Source organism: Variovorax nivicola, from assembly GCF_051216475.1.
Lineage (GTDB): Bacteria > Pseudomonadota > Gammaproteobacteria > Burkholderiales > Burkholderiaceae_C > Variovorax.
Window position 1 is genome coordinate 64,255 of record NZ_JBPJZK010000012.1, and the last position, 16,648, is coordinate 80,902.

Here is a 16,648-nt window from a genome sequence, read left to right on the forward strand (position 1 = left end):
TGGATCAGCCGGCGCCGTGCGCCTTCACCCAACGCACGATATCCGCCGCGCCCATCGCACCGGCCTGCCGCGCCACTTCGCGGCCGCCGCGGAAGAGGGCCAGCGTCGGAATGCTGCGGATGTTGAAGCGTGCTCCCAGCGCCGGCACGGCCTCGGTATCGACTTTTGCCAGCCGCACTCGCGGTTCGAGCTGGGCCGCGGCCTGTTCGTAGCCCGCCGCCATCTGGCGGCACGGGCCGCACCAGGGTGCCCAGAAGTCGACCAGCACCGGAATTTCGTTGCGCGAGATGTGACGGTCGAAGGTGGCTTCGTCTGGCAGCGCGGTCGAATGGCCGGCGAACAGTGGGCGGTGGCAGCTGCCGCAGTCGGGCGCGCTGCCAAGCTGCGCCGCGCGCACGCGGTTGGTCGTGTGGCAATGCGGGCAGACGATGTGCAGCGGGGGCGATTCGGTCATCTGCAGAAACTGGGGGCTGCCGGGACGCATTGCAAGGAGGTCGCCTGCCAGAGCGTCTTTTGCGACACTTCCAGACCGTGATCTCTTCAGACCTCTCCGCATCGTCTCTCCCGGTCCACTGGGCGGGCGAGTTGCTGCACCTGCTGCCCGAGCGGGCGCTGTGGTGGCCCGGTGCGCGCGTGCTGTTCGTGGCCGACCTGCATCTGGGCAAGGCCGCGACCTACCGCGCACTCGGCCAGCCGGTGCCGGGCGGCACCACGCAGGAGAACCTGGCACGGCTCGATGTGCTGATCGAACGGCACGCACCGCAGCGCATCGTGTTCCTTGGCGACTTCCTGCACGCGGCGCAGGCGCGCACGGTGCTCGCCGCGGTGGAAGCCTGGCGCACGCGCCATGCGGGAATCGCGATGACGCTGGTGCGCGGTAACCACGACAGCCGCGCGGGCGATCCGCCGGAGACGCTCGGCATCGAGGTGGTTGACGAGCCATTTCTGCTCGGGCCGTTCGCCTGCTGCCACCATCCGCAGACGCACGCCACGCACTTCGTGCTCGCGGGGCACCTGCATCCCGTTTGCAGGCTTTACGGACCGGGCCGCGACAGCGTGCGGCTGCCGTGCTTCGTGAGCGATGCGCAGCAGGCCGTGCTGCCAGCCTTCGGCGAATTCACGGGCGGGTTGTCGATGGAGTCGGCGCCGGGGCGGCGCTTCCATGCAGTGGGCGGCTCAGCTGTGTGGGCCGTGCCGCCGCGGGACGGCTAGAGCACGACCGGCTCGTCCGGCAACTCGTTCACGTCCACTTCGCCCTCGCCCAGCGGAAAGTGCTCCACCAGCAAGGCCGAGATTTCTTCCAGCGCCTGCGTGAGCCCATCCTCGAAGCGCCCTTCGCGAAAGGCCGCGCCCATGCGCTGCGCCATCGCAGCCCATTCGGCATCGTCTACGCGCGCGTTGATGCCGCGGTCGGCAACGATCTCGATGGCGTGTTCGGCCAGCAGCAGGTAGATGAGCACGCCGTTGTTGTGCGCGGTGTCCCACACGCGCAGCTTGCCGAACAGCGTGACGGCACGCTCGCGCGGCGGTGCATGGCGCCACAGGTACGACATCGGCAGGCCGGCCTCGACGCAGATGCGGATCTCGCCGCTGTGGCGCCGCTCGCTCGCGGCCACGCGGCCTGCAAGGCGCTCCAGCGCGGCCGCGGGCAGCGCACGGCGAACCTCGGACTCGTCGATCCAGCGGTGGCGCCAGATGCGGCCGAGCTTCGAGAGGAAGCTTGTGTCGGTTGCCTTCGTCGTCATCGTGTTCACCAGTCCCCCGACGCGCCGCCGCCGCCGAAATTGCCACCGCCGCCGGAGCTGAAACCACCACCTCCGCCTCCGCCCCCACCGCCGCTGCTCCAGCCACCGCCTCCACCGGAACTCCAGCCGCCACCCCCGCCGCCGCCCGGCCGCCCGGCGCCTGCGACCAGCGAGACGATGAGCGCGACAAGCGCCGCGATCACCGCGATGGCGATGCTGGTGGTGATGAAGAACACGACCACGCCCACACCACCGCCCACGACCACCGTGCCCAGCTTCTTGCCGAGGACGGCGCGCGCAATCGGTGCACCAATGAAGACGCCGACGAACAGGAAGATCGCGAGGTTCTCCCAGTCGAAGCCACCGCCACCACCACCGCTGCCGCCCGTGTCGCGCGAAGGCTCTGGCAGCGGCTCGCCGTCGACCAGGCCGATGAGCCGGTCTACCGCCGCGTTCAGCCCGCCCGCGAAGTCGTTGTTACGAAAGCGCGGCTTCATTTCCTCGTCGATGATGCGCACGGCCGCAAGGTCGGGCACCGCGCCTTCGAGCGCCTTGGCGGTGGCGATGCGCATCTTGCGGTCGTCCTTGGCCACGACCACCAGCAGGCCGTCGCCGACGTCCTTGCGGCCGATCTTCCAGGCGTCGCCCACGCGCTGCGTGTAGCTGGCGATGTCCTCGGGCGCGGTGGTCGGCACCATCAGCACCACGATCTGCGAACCCTTGCGTTGCTCGAAGGCCGCGAGCTTGGTGTCGAGGCCGTTGCGCTGAGCGCTGTCGAGCGTGCCGGTCTGGTCGATCACCCGTGCGGTGAGCGTGGGCACCGGCAGCAGGCCCTGGGCCAGCGCGACCCCGGCCAGGGCCGTGAGAACGACCGCGGCCAGCGCGCGACGGAGCAGTGCGGCAATGGCCATCGGTGCTGGCTTACTTCTTCGGCGCGCTGAAGTCGACCGTCGGCGGTGTCGAGATTTGCGCCTCGTTCTGCACCGAGAAGTTGGGCTTGGGCGCGTAGCTGAAGATCTTGGCCGTGATGTTGGTCGGGAAGCTGCGCGCGAGCACGTTGTACTCCTGCACGCTTTCGATGTAGCGGTTGCGTGCCACGGTGATGCGGTTCTCGGTGCCTTCCAGCGTCACGCGCAGGTCGCGGAAGGCCTGGTTGGCCTTGAGCTCGGGGTAGCGCTCCGACACCACCATCAGCCGCGACAGTGCGGACGAAAGTTCGCCCTGTGCCTGCTGAAACTTGTTGAAGGCCTCGGGGTTGTTCAGCGTCTCTGGCGTTACCTGGATCGAGGTGGCCTTGGCGCGTGCCTCGATCACCTTGGTGAGCGTGTCCTGCTCGAAGCTGGCCTCGCCCTTCACGGTGGCCACGATGTTGGGCACGAGGTCGGCGCGCCGCTGGTACTGGTTGAGCACCTCGCTCCAGGCCGATTTGCTGGCCTCGTCGAGGGACTGGAACTGGTTGTAGCCGCATCCGCTCAGGGACAAGACCGCCGCGAGAATCAAGAGCCAGCGCTTCATCATCATTTGCATTACCTCCGCAGAATTGCCGGAAGGTAGCATAGATGGCTCTATGTCCCTCGACCCTCTACAAGCCCTGCGGGCCGCCAACCGTGCGGTACTGCCCGTTGCTTCCGATGCTTTCGGCACGCTGCTGATCGCGGGCGCGACCGGTGCGCTGGGAGCGGAGCTGCTGCGGCGGTTGGCGGGCAGCCACCGGCATGCCCACACCCGCGTGCTGGCGCGCGAGCCGATTCGCGACGGGTTGCGCGGCGTTGAAACCTACCTGAGCCCGACCCAGCCGATCGCGCAATGGCCGCTGACCTCGGCTCACACGGCCATCGTCGCCTTCGACCCGCCGCGGCTGTACCACGACCGCGAACGCGCGCTGTGGGTGCCCGAGCCTTCCGACTTGCCCGAACTGGCCCGCTGGCTGCGCGCCTGCGGCGTGCAGACGCTGGCCATCGTGCAGCCGCACGACCAGGGCCGGCTGCCCGAGGCGTTGAAGCGCGGGCTCGCCAGCCTCGACGAGCAGGCGGTGGTGGCCTGCGGCTTCGAGCGGGTGATCCTCGTGCGCTCGGCGCGCAAGCCGGTGAATGCGAAGTTCGCCAACCCGCTCGAGCGGCTCGCCGCATGGATGCTGTCCGTCGTGCGTTTCATGGTGCCGAGCAGCGAGCAGCCGGTGCGCGCGTCGAAGGTGGCGGAGCTGGTCGATGTGGCGCTGCGCATCGCGCCGCCGGGTGTGCACGTTGCCGCTCCCGAAATGGTGTGGCAGGCAGCCCAAGGCGACATGCCCGCCGTGGCCGCGCGCTGGCTCGGCGTATCGGGTTAATTCAGCCGCGCCACTGGCGCAGCAGTTCAGCCGAATCGACCACCAGCCCGAGGTGCAGCGACACCATCGCGAGCGCCGCGCCCTCCAGATGCGGATCGGTGCCGCGCACCAGGTCGCGCAGCACGATCACGCGATAGTTGTGGTTGTTGGCGTCGAAGGCGGTGTTGAGCACGCAGCAGTCGGTAAAGCCGCCGTTGAGCACCACCGTCTCGATACGCTGGTTGCGCAGCAGAAAGTCGAGATCGGTCGGGTAGAAGGCCGACAGCCGGCGCTTGCTGTCCACGCGCATGTCGCCGGGCTCGACGCGCGTGACCCATTCGGTCCACTTCGAGCCTTCGATGGCGTGCGCGTCGGCATTCGGAATCTCGCCCACGTGCAGGGGAAAGGTGCGCCGCCACGCGGACGGAATGCCGCGGATGTCGTCCACGCCGTCGGGCCGCAGCACCGACTTGATGTGCACGATGCGCACGCCCAGCGCGCGCACTTCGTCATGAAAACTGTCGATGGGCGCCACCACGTCGCGCGCGCGCGGCGCGGGGCAGGGGCAGTCGGGGCTGTCGTCGAGATGGCCGCGATGCATGTCGATGGAGACGACCGCGGTGGTGGCGGGGTTCAGGTAGTCGGCGAACTTTGCCGCGTCGAGCTCGCGCTCCTCGTTGTAGACCCAGGCCTTCATCGGCGTTCTTCTCTCACATAGGGTTGGCCCAGTGCACCGGGCTCTTCATCGGCACCGCGCCGAGAGAGCGCGACCCACACCATTACGCCGAGCGTCACCACATACGGCGTCATCATCACGAAGTACTGCGGCAACTGCACGCCATCCGCGGCAAGCTGCGGAATCAGCGCCTCGATGCAGCCGAACAGCAGCGCGCCGACCAGCGCCTTCCATGGCGACCAGCGCGCGAAGATCACCAGGCCCACCGCGATCCAGCCGCGCCCTCCGGTCATGCCCGCGATCCACAGCTTGGTGCTGACCACCGAGATGTAGGCGCCCGCCAGCCCCACCAGCGCCGAACCCGCGAGCACCGCCGCGAAGCGCCATGCCGTCACGCGGATGCCGGCCGCATCGGCCGCCTGCGGGTTCTCGCCCACCGCACGCAGCCGCAGGCCGGTGGAGGTGCGCGCGAAGAACCACGCTACCGCACCGAAGATAGGCAGCGTGAGCCACACCATCGCGTTCTGCTCGAAAAGCCTACCCACGACCGGCAGCAGCGACAGCGGCCACAGCGCCATCGCGCCGATGCCTTCGGTGGCGTGATTGGTCCAGTCGGCCATCGAGCCGACCAGCGCAGTGAGCCCCTGGCAGAAGAACACCAGCGCGAGCCCGGCAATCACCTGGTTCACGCGCAGCCAGATCACCATCACCGCGAACAGCACCGACACCGCGCTGGCCGCCAGCATCGCGAGCACCAGCGACACGGCCGGCTGGCCGATGGCGATCTGCGCGCCGATGCCGGCCAGTGCGCCGACCAGCATCAGCCCTTCGGCGCCGAGCGCGAGCACGCCCGCGCGTTCGCAGATGATGAGACCGAGCGCCGCGAGTGCATAAGGCACCGCGAAGTCCGGCGTGCTGGCCAGCCAGTTCAGGACGATGCTGCCGTTCATGCCGCAGCCTCCCCGCCCACGCGGCGCAGCCGATGGCGAATGAAGAAGTCGCTCGATGCCACGCACACCACGATCACCGCCTGTATGAGCTGCACCATCGAGAACGGCACCTGGTAGAACACCTGCAGGCTGCGTCCGGTGACGAAGAGCGCCGCCACCAGCAGCGCCACCACCGTTGCCGCGAGCGGGTTGTTGCGCGCGAGAAAGGCGATGAGGATGCCCGAGAAGCCATAGCCCTGATAGAAGGCCTGCGTGAGCCGGCCCTCCTGCCCCGCGACCACCGCGAAGCCCGCGAGCCCGGCCATCGCGCCCGACAGCAGCACCGCGCTGTAGATCGTGCGCCGCACCGGCACGCCGTTGGCATGCGCGACGCGCGGATTCGCATCGACGAAGCGCAGGTAGAGCCCCACGCGGCTCACGCTCACCAGCCACCACGCCAGCAGCGCGACCACGCCCGCGAGCACGATCGAGCTGCCGATGCCCGCGCCCAGCTCGGGAAGTCGCTCGAACACGCGGAACTGTGGCGAGTACGGAAAGTTGTCCTTCGGGTCCTTCCAACTGCCGTAGACCAGGTGCAGCAGGAAGTTGGCCGCCATGTAGTTGAGCATCAGCGTCGAGATGATCTCGTTCACGCCGAGCTTCAGCTTGAGCCACGCGGGGCCCAGCACCCACAGCAGGCCGCAGCCGATGGCGGCCGCGAACATCAGCGGCAGGCGCAGGTTCTCGGGGCCGATCTGCCACATCGAGACGGTGGTCGCGCCGATGGCGCCCCAGATCATCTGGCCTTCGAGGCCGAGGTTCCAGAAGCGCGCGCGGAACGCGATGGAGCCCGCGAGGCCGACGAGGATCATCGGCGCGGCCTGGAACAGCACGGCGCGGAAGTTCTGGCCGTCGAAGAAGGTCTGCATCACGAACTCGTTGGCGAGTTCGTCGGCGGGCACACCCGCGCCCACGAGGATCGCGGCGGAGATGGCGAAGCCCACGAGCAATGCCGCCGCGAGGATCAGCGTCTGCCAGCGCCAGGCCATGTGCTGGCGGATTTCGAGCGCGTAGCGGCGACGTGCGAGCGGTTGTGTGTGCTGCTGCGAGTTCACCTGGGTCCCGGGCGCTTGTGCCATGTCGACGGAGAGCGAGGCATCAGCCATGGTCCACCATCGCCTGTCCGATGGCCTGCCGGTCGGCGGGTTGCGCGAACTCGCCGGCAATGCGACCGCGCGTCATCACGCCTACGCGGTCGGCGAGCTGCAGTACTTCGTCGAGGTCTTCGCTGATGAGCAGCACTGCTGCGCCGCTGTCGCGCGCGGCGCGCAGCCGCGCATGCACTTCAGCGCTAGCGCGCACGTCGAGCCCGCGGCTCGGGCTGTGCGCGAGCACCAGCGTGGGCGACTTGCCGAACTCTCGCGCGAGCACCAGCTTCTGCGCATTGCCGCCCGACAACAGCGCGGCCTTCTGCGCGACCGAGCGCACGCCCTGCACATCGAAGGCGTGCACAGCTTCTTGCGTGTCGCTCTGGATGCGGCCACGGCGCAGGCGCCACACGGGGCCGTAGCGGCCGGTGTGCACGCGGCCGATGGCGTAGTTCTCGGCGACGGAAAGGCCACCCGCGAGCGCGAGCCCGTAGCGGTCGGCCGGGATGGCGGCAATGCCGATGCCGCGGCGCGCCGATGCGGCCATGGTCTTCAGGTCGCCGTGGCCCTCGAGCCGGATCTCTCCTTCGGTGGCTTCGCCCGGCAGGCCCATGATTGCGCCCGCCAATTCGCCCTGGCCGTTGCCGCCTACACCTGCAAGGCCGTAGATTTCGCCCGCGTGCAGTTCGAGATCCACGCCGTCGAGCACGCGACGGCCTTCGGGCGAGGCGGGCGTGCGCAGCCCGCGCACTGAAAGGCGCACGGGGCCGCGCGATGCGGTTGAAGGCTGGAATCCTTGCGCGGCAATCGATTCACCCACGGTGAGCTTCACCAACTCGGCGACCGATGCTTCGCCCGGCTTCAGCGTGGCCACCGTGCGCCCGCCGCGCATCACCGTCACGCGGTCGGCATACGCCTTCACATCGGCCATCTTGTGCGTGACCAGCACCACGGCAGACCCCGCACGCGCCAGACCCTGCACCGTCTGCAGCAGGCGCGCGGCTTCCTGGTCGGTCAGCACGGCGGTGGGCTCGTCGAGGATCAGGATGCGCGCGCCCGCGAGCAGCACCTTGAGGATTTCGACGCGTTGCTGTTCCGCGATCGACAGTGCATCGATGCGCTTCGATGGATCGATGTCGAAGCCCAGCTCCGAGGCCTTGTTGCGGATGTCGCGCTCGATCTCGCGCAGCCGTTCGCCATGGCTTTGAAATTCGGCCGGCGGTGGTGCGGTGAGCAAAATGTTCTGCGCCACCGTGAAAGGCCGCACCAGCTTGAAATGCTGGTGGACCATGCCGATGCGGTGCTTCGCAGCGTCGCGTGGGCCGGTGAAGCGCACCGCGTTGTCGTCCACCAGCAGCTGCCCGGCCTCGGGTGCATAGAGCCCGGCCGCGATGTTCATCAGCGACGATTTGCCCGCGCCGTTCTCGCCCAGCAGCGCATGCACCTCGCCCCAGCGCGCGGCGAAGTGTGCGTCGGTCAATGCCGCGAAGCCGTCGAAGGACTTGCGGATGCCGGTGAGTTCTAGCGCGTTGTTGGGCATGAACTTACTTCTGCGTGACCACGCCCTTGACGAACCAGTCCATCTTCCACAGGTCCGCATCGGACAGCACCGCGCCCTTGGCAACGCGCTCCTTGCCGTCGCGGTCGGCGAGCGGGCCGGCGTAGACCTGCTTGCCCTTCATGATCGCGTCGCGCTCGGCGGTGATGACCGCGGCCTTGTCCTTGGGCACGGCGGGGCCGAAGCCCGCGATGTCGGTGCCGCCGTCCTTCATCTCGATGAAGGCGCCGTACTGCGCGGGTTTCCAGTTGCCGGCCATCACCTTCTTCAGCTCGGGCGTCAGGAAGCGGTCCCACACCCACACCGACGAGCACAGCGTGGCCTTGGGCGCGAACTGGCGCAGGTCGCGGTGGTGGCCGGTGCCGTACACGCCGCGCTCCTGCGCGACGATCTGCGGCGTGGGGCTGTCGACGTGCTGGCCGATCACGTCGGCGCCCTGGTCGATGAGCGCGGCGGCGGCGGCGCGTTCTTTCACCGGGTCGTTCCAGGCACCGGTGTAGATCACGTTGACCGTGGCGTTCGGGTTCATCTTCTGGGCGCCGAGCGCGAAGGCGTTGATGGTCCAGTTCACCACGCCGAAGGGGTTGGCCGCGACGAAGCCGAGCTTGCCGGTCTTCGATGCAGCGCCGGCGGCCATGCCGCAGAGGTACTGGCTTTCGTAGGTGCGGCCGTAGAACGATTCGAGGTTGCTGCCGTTAGTGGTGCCCGAGCCGTTGAGGAAGGCAACATCGGGGTACTTGGCGGCCAGGTCCTTGAAGCTGTCGGAGTATCCGAAGGCCGTGCCGATCACGATGTTGGCCCCGCGCTGGATGAACTTTTCTGCAGCGGGCTTGATGGCCGATGCGTCTTCGGGCACGTTCTCGACGAACTGGATCTTCTGGCCGATTTCCTTCTCGATCTTCACGCGAGCCTCGTCGAAGGCCTGCGTCCAGCCGCCGTCGTTCTTCGGACCGAAGTAGAGCATCGCGATCTTCGGCTTGTCCTTCAGCGTGAAGCCGTCGGCGGCCGCGGCGGGCAGCGTGGTGAAGAAGGCGCCGCTGGCTGCGATGGTCATCGCGAGGCCCAGGCCTGGAGTGAGGGTGCGCAACTGCTGCATGGAACTACCTTTGAGGAGAGGCTTTGAAGGGAGGAGGGGACGGGAAAAGGAGCGAATGCAGTGCGCGTCACATCATGAAGTTGATGCGAAACACATTGCCCTCGGGGTCGAGCAGCACCGACTGGTACCAGTTGTAGTAGGTGACGTACGGTGGCTTGATAAGCGTGGCGCCGGCCTCCAGCGCCACAGGCACCATGCGGTCAACGTCGGCCTGGCTGTCGACGTCGATGTTCAGCAGGAACTTCACGCCGCGCGTGTCGGAGAACTCGCTCAGATGCAGCAGCTCGTAGGCATCGAGTGCGTTGAAGCCGAGGCTCGACTTGCCTGTGTCCAGTCCTCGGAAGATGGGCGAGCGGATCGCTTCGATCTCGGGGAAGCCGAATACGCGCTGGTAGAAGCCGCTGAGTGCGACCACGTCTTTTGCGAAGACGTTGACGTAGGAGAGGTGGGCCATGTCAGTTGCTCATTGGGCGTTTGCTGTTGTTCTTGTTCGGGGTGCGTGCGAATGACACCGGGTACTCCCCTCCGCGAATGTCCCCCGGCCTTCGGCCTCCTCCTTTATTTCGCTGCGGGGAGCACCCGGCGCCATTCGCACATGGGCGCGGCTGTGGTGCTGGCCGATCAACCACCGCAGTGAACAACGATCACGCCGATGGGGTGCCTTGCGCAGCGAAATAAAGGAGGAGGCCGGAGGCCGGGGGACATTCGCGGAGCAAGGTACCCCGTCGGCGTGATCGCACCCCGAAGAACAGCAGGCCGTCATCTCAAGCCATCGCCTTCGTGCCACCAAAGGTCGTCTGCTTGACGAACTTCGAAGTCAGGTGATCGCCCGAGGAAATCGGCGCGTATTTGGCCTGCTCACCCGGCGCAAGGCAGCTAGGCAAGCACTCGACCATCGCGTCGTAGTTCGGCTGGTGGAAGAACACCAGCGATTGCCGGCGGTTGGTGCTGGCGATCTCGAAGGGCGGGTTGATCACGCGGTGCAGCGTGGAAACCCACTGGTCGTTGGTCCACTGCATCATGAGGTCGGCGATGTTGACCACCAGGCCGCCTTCGACCTGAGGCACGTCGACCCACTGGCCGGCCTTGTTGAACACCTGCAGGCCCTTGTCGTCGGGCAGCACGATGGTGAGGCTGCCGTAGTCGCTGTGCGCGCCCGCGCGCAATTGGCCGGGCAGCGGCTGCTCGCGCTGCGGCGGATAGCTCAGCACACGAAACATGCTGATGTGTTTGTCGATCTTGTCGTCGAAGAAGGTCTCGGGCAGCGAGAGGCCGAGCGCAAAGACGCGCATCAGCGAGCGAGAGAGATCGCTCATCGCCTCGAAGTAGCCTTCGTAGGCTTCGCGGAAGCCCTCGATGGGCGGCCAGCTGTTGGGCTCGAAGTGCGGGCCGGCGGCGGGGCCGCGGTGGTAGTCGTCTTGCGGCACGTTCGACGGGCCGATCGAGAACGATTCCTTCAGGTCGCCGGGAGCGGCTTCTTCGAGGCTGTACGAGAGCCCTTCTTCGCCCACCGCGCTGTAGCCGCGTACCGCGTCTTCGCGCGGGCGGTCGACCTTTCGCTTTTCACCCAGCGGCATGTCGAAGAACCTGCGCGAGAGCGACGACACGCGCGAGATCAGCTCGGGCGCAATGCCGTGGTTCGTGATGACGAGAAAGCCGATGCTGCGGCAGGCCTCGTCGACCTTCTTCGCGACCTCGGCCTTGCCTTCGGCGGTGCCCGCGAAGTAGGGCGCTAGATCGATGATGGGGACGGACAGCAGGGTCATGGCAGGTTCCTCATGCTTGGCATGCCTTTCGCCATGCAACGTCTGTGCCAGTTGGACCAAATGGACAAAACGCATCCGTCGCGTCAGCATGGTGCGCAACGACGCGCCGCGAAGGCGGCTGCGGCGCAAGGCGATGCACCACGGCCTTACAGTGGTGCGCTGTGCTGTCCACCGATTCACTAACGAACGAACAAGAGAAGAGCGAGGGAAGATGCCGAAGACCAAAGCGCTGGCCGCGAGTGCCAGCAGCAAAGAGAAGAGCCCGGCGCGCAAGCGCGCGAAGCCCGCGGTGCGCAGCGCGTCTGCGGTGAGCCGCCGGCTGCGCCAGATCGAGGACAAGCGCAGCGCGATCCTCGGTGCGGCGCTGGGGTTGTTCTCCCGCTTCGGCCTGCACGGCACGTCGATCGACCAGGTGGCGGCACGCGCCGATGTATCGAAGAGCAACCTGCTCTACTACTTCGCGAACAAGGAGGAGCTTTACGTCAACGTGCTGCGCGATCTGCTCGCGCTGTGGCTCGAACCGCTGCGCGGCTTCAGCGCAGAGCAGGACCCGGCCGAAGCCATTGGCGACTACATCCGCCGCAAACTGGTGGTCTCGCGCGACCGGCCCGATGCGTCACGGCTCTTTTGCCTGGAAATGATCCAGGGTGCGCCGCTGCTGCGCGATGAGCTCGACCGCGAACTGCGCACGCTGGTGGAGAAAAAGTCGGAGGTGATCCGCGCGTGGGTCGAGGCGGGCAAGCTGGCGCCCGTCGATCCGCATCACCTGATCTTCGCGCTGTGGGCGGTGACGCAGCACTACGCGGACTTCGGCGTGCAGGTGCAGGCGCTGTCTGGGCACACGCTGGACGATGAGGCGTTCTTCGAGCGCACTGTTGAGAACGTGCAGCGCATCTTTCTTCAAGGCATCACGCCGCGCTGATCCGGGAGGATGTCAATGCGGTGGCGCTGCGATCTCGTGATAGCGCCGGTCGAAGTAGATGAGGCCCTGCGTCGCACCACCGATGGCGATGGCCACTGCCTCACAGAACAGCACGTCGTGCGTGCCCGCGCTCGTCGCATGCACCACACGGCAGTCGAAGGACACGGCCGCGTCGTCGAGCATCGGCGAGCCGGTGGTCTTGCGGCTCCAGTTGCCGGCGGCGAAGCGCTCGTCCATCGGTGTCTTGCCACCGAACAATGTCGAGAGCGACTGGTGCCCCGCGGCCAGCACGTTCACGCACAGCACGCCGTTGGTCTTGAACGCCGGGTACACCGAGGCCGAACGATTGAGGCACACCAGCAGCGTCGGCGGCTCGTCGGTCACGCTGCACACGGCCGATGCGGTGAAGCCGGCGCGGCCCGCGGGGCCGTCGGTGGTGATGATGTTCACCGCCGCGCCCAGCCGGGCCATCGCATTGCGATAGTCGGCCTTCGGCAAGCCCGGCGGCAGGCCGGCGGGGTTCGATGAAGAAGCATGGGAGGCCATGGCGTTCAGCATGTCGTGACGACTCCTTCAGGCCAGCACGCAGGCCTCGTCGAAGGGCAGCCGCGGCAGGCGGCCGAACACCTTCGACGCATCGCCATGGCCCAGGTTGATGAGGAAGTTGACGGTCCAGTCGGTGCCCTCGAAGAAGGCCGCGTCGACCTTCGCCTTGTCGAAGCCCGACATCGGACCGGCATCGAGACCGACCGCGCGCGCCGCGAGCAGCAGGTAGCCCGCCTGCAGGCTGGCATTGCGAAAGGCGGTCTCGTGCGCGGCCTCAGGGCTGCCGGTGAACCAGCTGCGCGCGTCGGCATGCGGGAACAGCGTGGGCAGCTTGTCGTAGAACTTGCGGTCCCACGCCGCGATGACCGTGACGGGCGCGGCCATGGTCTTGTCGAGATTGCCCTTGGAGAGCGCGGGTGCGAGGCGCTGCTTGCCTTCGGGCGTGCGCACGAAAACGAAGCGCGCGGGCGAGCAGTTGGCCGATGTGGGGCCGAGGCTCGCGAGTGCGTAGATCTGCTGCAGCTGTGCGTCGGTGACCGGTTCGTCGGTCCAGCCGTTGTGGCTGCGCGCGCCGGTGAAGAGCAGCGACAGTGCGGCGTCGTCGAGTGTGGATGCAAGAGTGGTGGTCATGCGGGAACGGCGGGTGTGCTGACCCGCGAAAGAAAGTCGAGCAGGCTGCGGTTGAAGGCTTCGGCCTCGGTCACGCTGTGGGCATGGCCGCCGTGCGGCATGAAGTCGAGCGTGACGTCGCTCAGGCCATCGGCCAGGCGCTGCGAGCAGGTCCAGGGCACGAGCGTGTCGTCCTTGGCTGCGGCCACCAATGCAGGAGCAGTGATGTCTGCGAGGCGTGCGTCGACATCGAAGGCGCGCAGCGCGGCGATGCGTGCGTGCATGTTGGCCTCGCCCGGGAAGTGCGCGAAGGCGTGATCGACTTCGTCGGCCACGCGCTGCGCGTGTTCGGCGGCCCAGGCTGCGGGGTAAAGGAAGATCGGCTGCGCTTCCACGTATGCGCGCGGACCGCAGGCGCCTAGCAGCGCGAGCCGCGCATCGAAGCAGCGCGCCGAATGCGTGTTGGGCTTCGACCACGCGTTGATGAGCACGAGGCTCGCGATGCGAGAGGGCGCATCGAGCGCGAGCTGCAGACCCACGAGGCCGCCGAGCGCATGGCCCGCGAAGTGGCATTGCGAAGTGTTCGTGGCGTCGAGGATTTCGAGCACGTCCTGCGCCATGTCCTCGATGGCATATGCCTCTGGCAATGCAGCGGGGCTGCGGCCGGTGCCGCGCTGGTCATACGCAATGACGCGGTGCCCGGCGGCAATCAACGCGCCGAGCTGCGGCTGCCAGAACCCGGCCGAGCCACCGAGGCCCGACGACAGCAGCACGGTGGCTGCCGCATCGGACGGCCCGTGCACTTCGTAGTGCAGCGACGGCATGCGCTTCAGCCCTTCTTGCCGACGTGCGCGATCGAGGCAATCTCGACCAGCGCGTCGGGCTTCACCAGGCCGCACTGGATGCAGTAGCGCGCGGGCTTGGTGCCGGGAAAGAACTCGGCATACACCGTGTTGATCTTCGCGTAGTCGGCCCAGTCCTTGATCATGATCTGGTTGAAGGTCACGTCGTCCATGGTGCCGCCCGCGGCCTCGACCACGCCCTGGATGATGGTGAGTACGTGGCGCGCCTGCGCGCTCGCGTCGCCCACATGCACAACGTTGTTGTCCTTGTCGAAAGGCAGCGTGCCCGACACGTAGAGCACGCCGTCGGCGAGCGTGCCGGGAACGTAGGGGGCGAGTGGCACGCCGGTGCCGGGCGGGATGATGGCTTGCTTGGGCATGAAGAAGAGCTCCTTGAAAAGAATCAGACAGTGGCCGTTTCGGCCGGAACGGGTTGAGCAATGGGCGAGGGCGCGAAGGTGCTGCAGAAGTGATCCACCGTGGAGACCCATCCGAAGAAGGTCTCGACGTTGTAGACCGCAGCCTTCTGGATCGCGGGCCCGCCGAGTTCGTGCGTGGCGTCTTCGAGCATCACGGCGAAGTATTCGAGGTGGAAGGCATCGCGCAGCGTCGATTCGACGCACACGTTGGTGGCGATGCCGGTGAACACCAGGTTGCGGATGCCGCGCGCGCGCAGCGTGCTGTCGAGCGTGCTGTTGAAGAAGCCGCTGTAGCGCGTCTTCGGCACCACGATGTCGCCGGGCTGTGGCTTCATCTCTTCGATGAGTTCGTAGTCCCAGCCGCCCTTGGCGAGGAACTTGCCCTGCAGTTCGGGCTTGGCGCGCATGGTCTTGAGTGCGTTCGACTTGTGCCAGTTCGGCGAGCCGGGGCCACCGGCCTCGACGTATGCCGCGTCCCAGCCGTTCTGCAAAAACACGACCAGCATGCCGGCCGCGCGCGCTGCCGCGACGGTGCGCGCGATGTTGGCGATGGTGCCTTGCGCGCCGGAAATGTCGAAGCCGGCCGAGTCGACGTACCCGCCGATGGATGCATAGGCGTTCTGCATGTCGACGACGATCAGCGCCGAGTCGCTCGCGTGTAGCGCCAGCGGCTCGGGGCGCGCGGGCAGCACCAGCGGTGCCGGGGCGCCCGGCAGGCGCGGTGCGCCAACGGGGGTGTTCGATGTGAGGGTGGTGTTGCGTGCCGGAGTGCTCACGTGACGCTCCTGTTCAGGCCGCGAGGCGTTCGGGTTCGACCTGCGACGGCACGGGGCTCTGCACGTGCGCGCGGCTCTTCATGAGCGGCTGGATGCGTTCGCCGAAGGCTTCGACGCCCTGCAGGAAATCGTCGAAGGTCAGCAGCACGCCTTCGGTGCCGGGCACCTCGGCCATTTCGTCGAGCATGTGCGCGACGTTTTCATACGAGCCCACGAGCGTGCCCATGTTGATGTTCACGGCCGAGGTCGGGTCGGCCATCTGGCGCACGTTGGTGTCTGCGCCCGACTTGGTGTCGGCCGCGCCCTGCTGGCCCAGCCATGCAATCGCCTCGTGGTCGGCGCCGGCCTTGTAGTGCTCCCACTTGGCGCGCGCGGCCTCGTCGGTCTCGTCGGCGATCACCATCATCAGCACGTAGGTGGTGACGTGGCGGCCGGTCTTCGCGGTGGCCTCGATGAGCTTCTCGGCCGCGGCTGCGAAGGCCTTGGGCGTGTTCACGCCCTTGCCGAAGCAGAAGTTGTAGTCGGCGTACTTGGCGGAAAACTCCATGCCCGCGTCGCTCTGGCCGGCGCAGATCACCTTCATGTCGGCCTGCGGCTGCGGGCTCAGGCGGCAGTCGTCCATCTTGAAATGGTCGCCCTTGAAGTCAGACTGGCCCGTGCCCCAGAGGTCGCGCAGCACCTGGATGTATTCGGACAGGTACTGGTAGCGTGTGCCGAAGAATTGGTCGCCGGGCCACATGCCCATCTGCGAATACTCGGGCCGCTGCCAGCCGGTGACGAGGTTCAGGCCGAAGCGGCCGTTGGAGATCGAATCGATGGTCGACGACATGCGCGCCACGATGGCCGGCGGCATCACCAGCGAAGCGGCAGTGGCAAAGAGCTTGATCTTGCTGGTGACCGCCGCGAGGCCCGCCATGAGCGTGAAGGACTCCAGGTTGTGATCCCAGAACTCCGTCTTGCCGCCGAAGCCGCGCAGCTTGATCATGGACAGCGCGAAGTCGACGCCGTAGCGCTCGGCCTTCAGCGTGATCTGCTTGTTGAGTTCGAAGCTGGGCTTGTATTGCGGTGCGTTTTCGGAAAGCAGCCAGCCGTTGTTGCCGATGGGAATGAAGATGCCGACGTTCATGGAAGGGCTCCTGTTGCGAGGTCGCGAAGCTCCTTGCATGCGCCGTGCCAGTTGGATAAGTCGTTTTAAATCAACGGCTTATGAAGAAACGGCATCCGCGTTTTGACCATTTGGTCCAAAGTGGAGCAGGCGTTCCATCCGGATTGCAGCAGCACGGTGCAACCCGGACCAAAGCGGTGCAGTGC

Annotated in this window: 20 protein-coding genes; 3 read left to right on the forward strand and 17 right to left on the reverse strand. The window is 67.0% G+C overall.

Annotation, left to right across the window (positions count from 1 at the left end):
* Window positions 1-4: 4 nt before the first annotated feature.
* On the reverse strand, window positions 5-454 hold the full coding sequence (gene trxC / locus ACSFBF_RS31850) for a thioredoxin TrxC (RefSeq protein WP_435474040.1): 450 nt from the start codon (window positions 452-454) through the stop codon (window positions 5-7).
* A gap of 77 nt (window positions 455-531) precedes the next feature.
* Here trxC and pdeM point away from each other — a divergent pair, with 77 nt between their 5' ends.
* On the forward strand, window positions 532-1,212 hold the full coding sequence (gene pdeM / locus ACSFBF_RS31855) for a ligase-associated DNA damage response endonuclease PdeM (RefSeq protein ID WP_435474042.1): 681 nt from the start codon (window positions 532-534) through the stop codon (window positions 1,210-1,212).
* Here pdeM and ACSFBF_RS31860 read toward each other — a convergent pair.
* From ACSFBF_RS31860 to ACSFBF_RS31870, 3 genes are read right to left on the reverse strand one after another with little or no spacing between them, the layout of a single operon-like run.
* The gene (locus ACSFBF_RS31860; RefSeq protein WP_435474044.1) at window positions 1,209-1,745 is read right to left on the reverse strand and encodes a TPM domain-containing protein; all 537 of its coding nucleotides are present in this window, start codon (window positions 1,743-1,745) and stop codon (window positions 1,209-1,211) included. The genes pdeM and ACSFBF_RS31860 overlap by 4 nt on opposite strands.
* Before the next feature lie 5 nt (window positions 1,746-1,750).
* Window positions 1,751-2,656 (reverse strand): TPM domain-containing protein, encoded by a 906-nt coding sequence (locus tag ACSFBF_RS31865; protein WP_435474046.1) that lies wholly within the window; start codon window positions 2,654-2,656, stop codon window positions 1,751-1,753.
* A 10-nt stretch (window positions 2,657-2,666) separates the two neighbouring features.
* Complete coding sequence (locus ACSFBF_RS31870; protein ID WP_371127398.1) at window positions 2,667-3,266, reverse strand: LemA family protein; 600 nt, start codon at window positions 3,264-3,266, stop codon at window positions 2,667-2,669.
* Window positions 3,267-3,312: 46 nt separating this feature from the next.
* On the opposite strand from ACSFBF_RS31870, the gene ACSFBF_RS31875 reads away from it, so the two are divergent.
* Window positions 3,313-4,071, forward strand: a complete 759-nt coding sequence (locus ACSFBF_RS31875) for a hypothetical protein (protein ID WP_435474048.1) — start codon at window positions 3,313-3,315, stop codon at window positions 4,069-4,071.
* Window position 4,072: 1 nt separating this feature from the next.
* Here ACSFBF_RS31875 and ACSFBF_RS31880 read toward each other — a convergent pair whose 3' ends face one another.
* The 7 genes from ACSFBF_RS31880 to ACSFBF_RS31910 form a co-directional block, all read right to left on the reverse strand.
* On the reverse strand, window positions 4,073-4,747 hold the full coding sequence (locus tag ACSFBF_RS31880; protein WP_435474050.1) for a cysteine hydrolase family protein: 675 nt from the start codon (window positions 4,745-4,747) through the stop codon (window positions 4,073-4,075).
* The gene (locus tag ACSFBF_RS31885) at window positions 4,744-5,676 is read right to left on the reverse strand and encodes an ABC transporter permease (protein ID WP_435474052.1); all 933 of its coding nucleotides are present in this window, start codon (window positions 5,674-5,676) and stop codon (window positions 4,744-4,746) included. Before ACSFBF_RS31885 ends, ACSFBF_RS31880 begins: the two co-directional genes overlap by 4 nt.
* The gene (locus ACSFBF_RS31890; protein ID WP_435474189.1) at window positions 5,673-6,794 is read right to left on the reverse strand and encodes an ABC transporter permease; all 1,122 of its coding nucleotides are present in this window, start codon (window positions 6,792-6,794) and stop codon (window positions 5,673-5,675) included. The genes ACSFBF_RS31885 and ACSFBF_RS31890 overlap by 4 nt, the downstream gene beginning before the upstream one ends.
* 19 nt (window positions 6,795-6,813) lie before the next feature.
* Window positions 6,814-8,343 (reverse strand): ABC transporter ATP-binding protein, encoded by a 1,530-nt coding sequence (locus ACSFBF_RS31895; protein WP_435474054.1) that lies wholly within the window; start codon window positions 8,341-8,343, stop codon window positions 6,814-6,816.
* 4 nt (window positions 8,344-8,347) lie between these two features.
* Window positions 8,348-9,457: a BMP family ABC transporter substrate-binding protein gene (locus tag ACSFBF_RS31900; RefSeq protein ID WP_435474056.1), complete on the reverse strand. Its 1,110-nt coding sequence runs from the start codon at window positions 9,455-9,457 to the stop codon at window positions 8,348-8,350.
* Window positions 9,458-9,524: 67 nt separating this feature from the next.
* Window positions 9,525-9,911, reverse strand: a complete 387-nt coding sequence (locus ACSFBF_RS31905; protein ID WP_258352650.1) for a VOC family protein — start codon at window positions 9,909-9,911, stop codon at window positions 9,525-9,527.
* 310 nt (window positions 9,912-10,221) lie between these two features.
* Window positions 10,222-11,223 carry an isopenicillin N synthase family dioxygenase gene (locus ACSFBF_RS31910; protein ID WP_435474059.1) on the reverse strand — a complete coding sequence of 334 codons (1,002 nt, stop codon included), beginning with the start codon at window positions 11,221-11,223 and terminating at the stop codon, window positions 10,222-10,224.
* 211 nt (window positions 11,224-11,434) lie between these two features.
* Between ACSFBF_RS31910 and rutR the strand changes: the two genes are divergently transcribed.
* Window positions 11,435-12,145: an HTH-type transcriptional regulator RutR gene (gene rutR / locus ACSFBF_RS31915; protein WP_435474061.1), complete on the forward strand. Its 711-nt coding sequence runs from the start codon at window positions 11,435-11,437 to the stop codon at window positions 12,143-12,145.
* Window positions 12,146-12,157: 12 nt separating this feature from the next.
* Here the strand turns inward: rutR and rutF are convergent, their stop codons facing one another.
* Genes rutF through rutA form a run of 6 tightly spaced genes read right to left on the reverse strand, consistent with a single transcriptional unit; the run spans window position 12,158 to window position 16,463 of the window.
* Window positions 12,158-12,703 carry an NADH-dependent FMN reductase RutF gene (rutF, locus tag ACSFBF_RS31920; protein ID WP_435474063.1) on the reverse strand — a complete coding sequence of 182 codons (546 nt, stop codon included), beginning with the start codon at window positions 12,701-12,703 and terminating at the stop codon, window positions 12,158-12,160.
* Window positions 12,704-12,718: 15 nt separating this feature from the next.
* Window positions 12,719-13,321: a malonic semialdehyde reductase gene (locus tag ACSFBF_RS31925; protein ID WP_435474065.1), complete on the reverse strand. Its 603-nt coding sequence runs from the start codon at window positions 13,319-13,321 to the stop codon at window positions 12,719-12,721.
* A complete protein-coding gene (rutD, locus tag ACSFBF_RS31930) occupies window positions 13,318-14,124 on the reverse strand; it encodes a pyrimidine utilization protein D (RefSeq protein ID WP_435474067.1) in 807 nt (268 codons plus the stop codon). The genes ACSFBF_RS31925 and rutD overlap by 4 nt, the downstream gene beginning before the upstream one ends.
* Before the next feature lie 5 nt (window positions 14,125-14,129).
* Window positions 14,130-14,522, reverse strand: coding sequence for a pyrimidine utilization protein C (rutC, locus tag ACSFBF_RS31935; protein WP_435474069.1), 393 nt, complete (start codon window positions 14,520-14,522; stop codon window positions 14,130-14,132).
* A 23-nt stretch (window positions 14,523-14,545) separates the two neighbouring features.
* On the reverse strand, window positions 14,546-15,337 hold the full coding sequence (gene rutB, locus ACSFBF_RS31940) for a pyrimidine utilization protein B (protein ID WP_435474071.1): 792 nt from the start codon (window positions 15,335-15,337) through the stop codon (window positions 14,546-14,548).
* A gap of 13 nt (window positions 15,338-15,350) precedes the next feature.
* The gene (gene rutA, locus ACSFBF_RS31945) at window positions 15,351-16,463 is read right to left on the reverse strand and encodes a pyrimidine utilization protein A (RefSeq protein ID WP_435474073.1); all 1,113 of its coding nucleotides are present in this window, start codon (window positions 16,461-16,463) and stop codon (window positions 15,351-15,353) included.
* Window positions 16,464-16,648 lie beyond the last annotated feature (185 nt).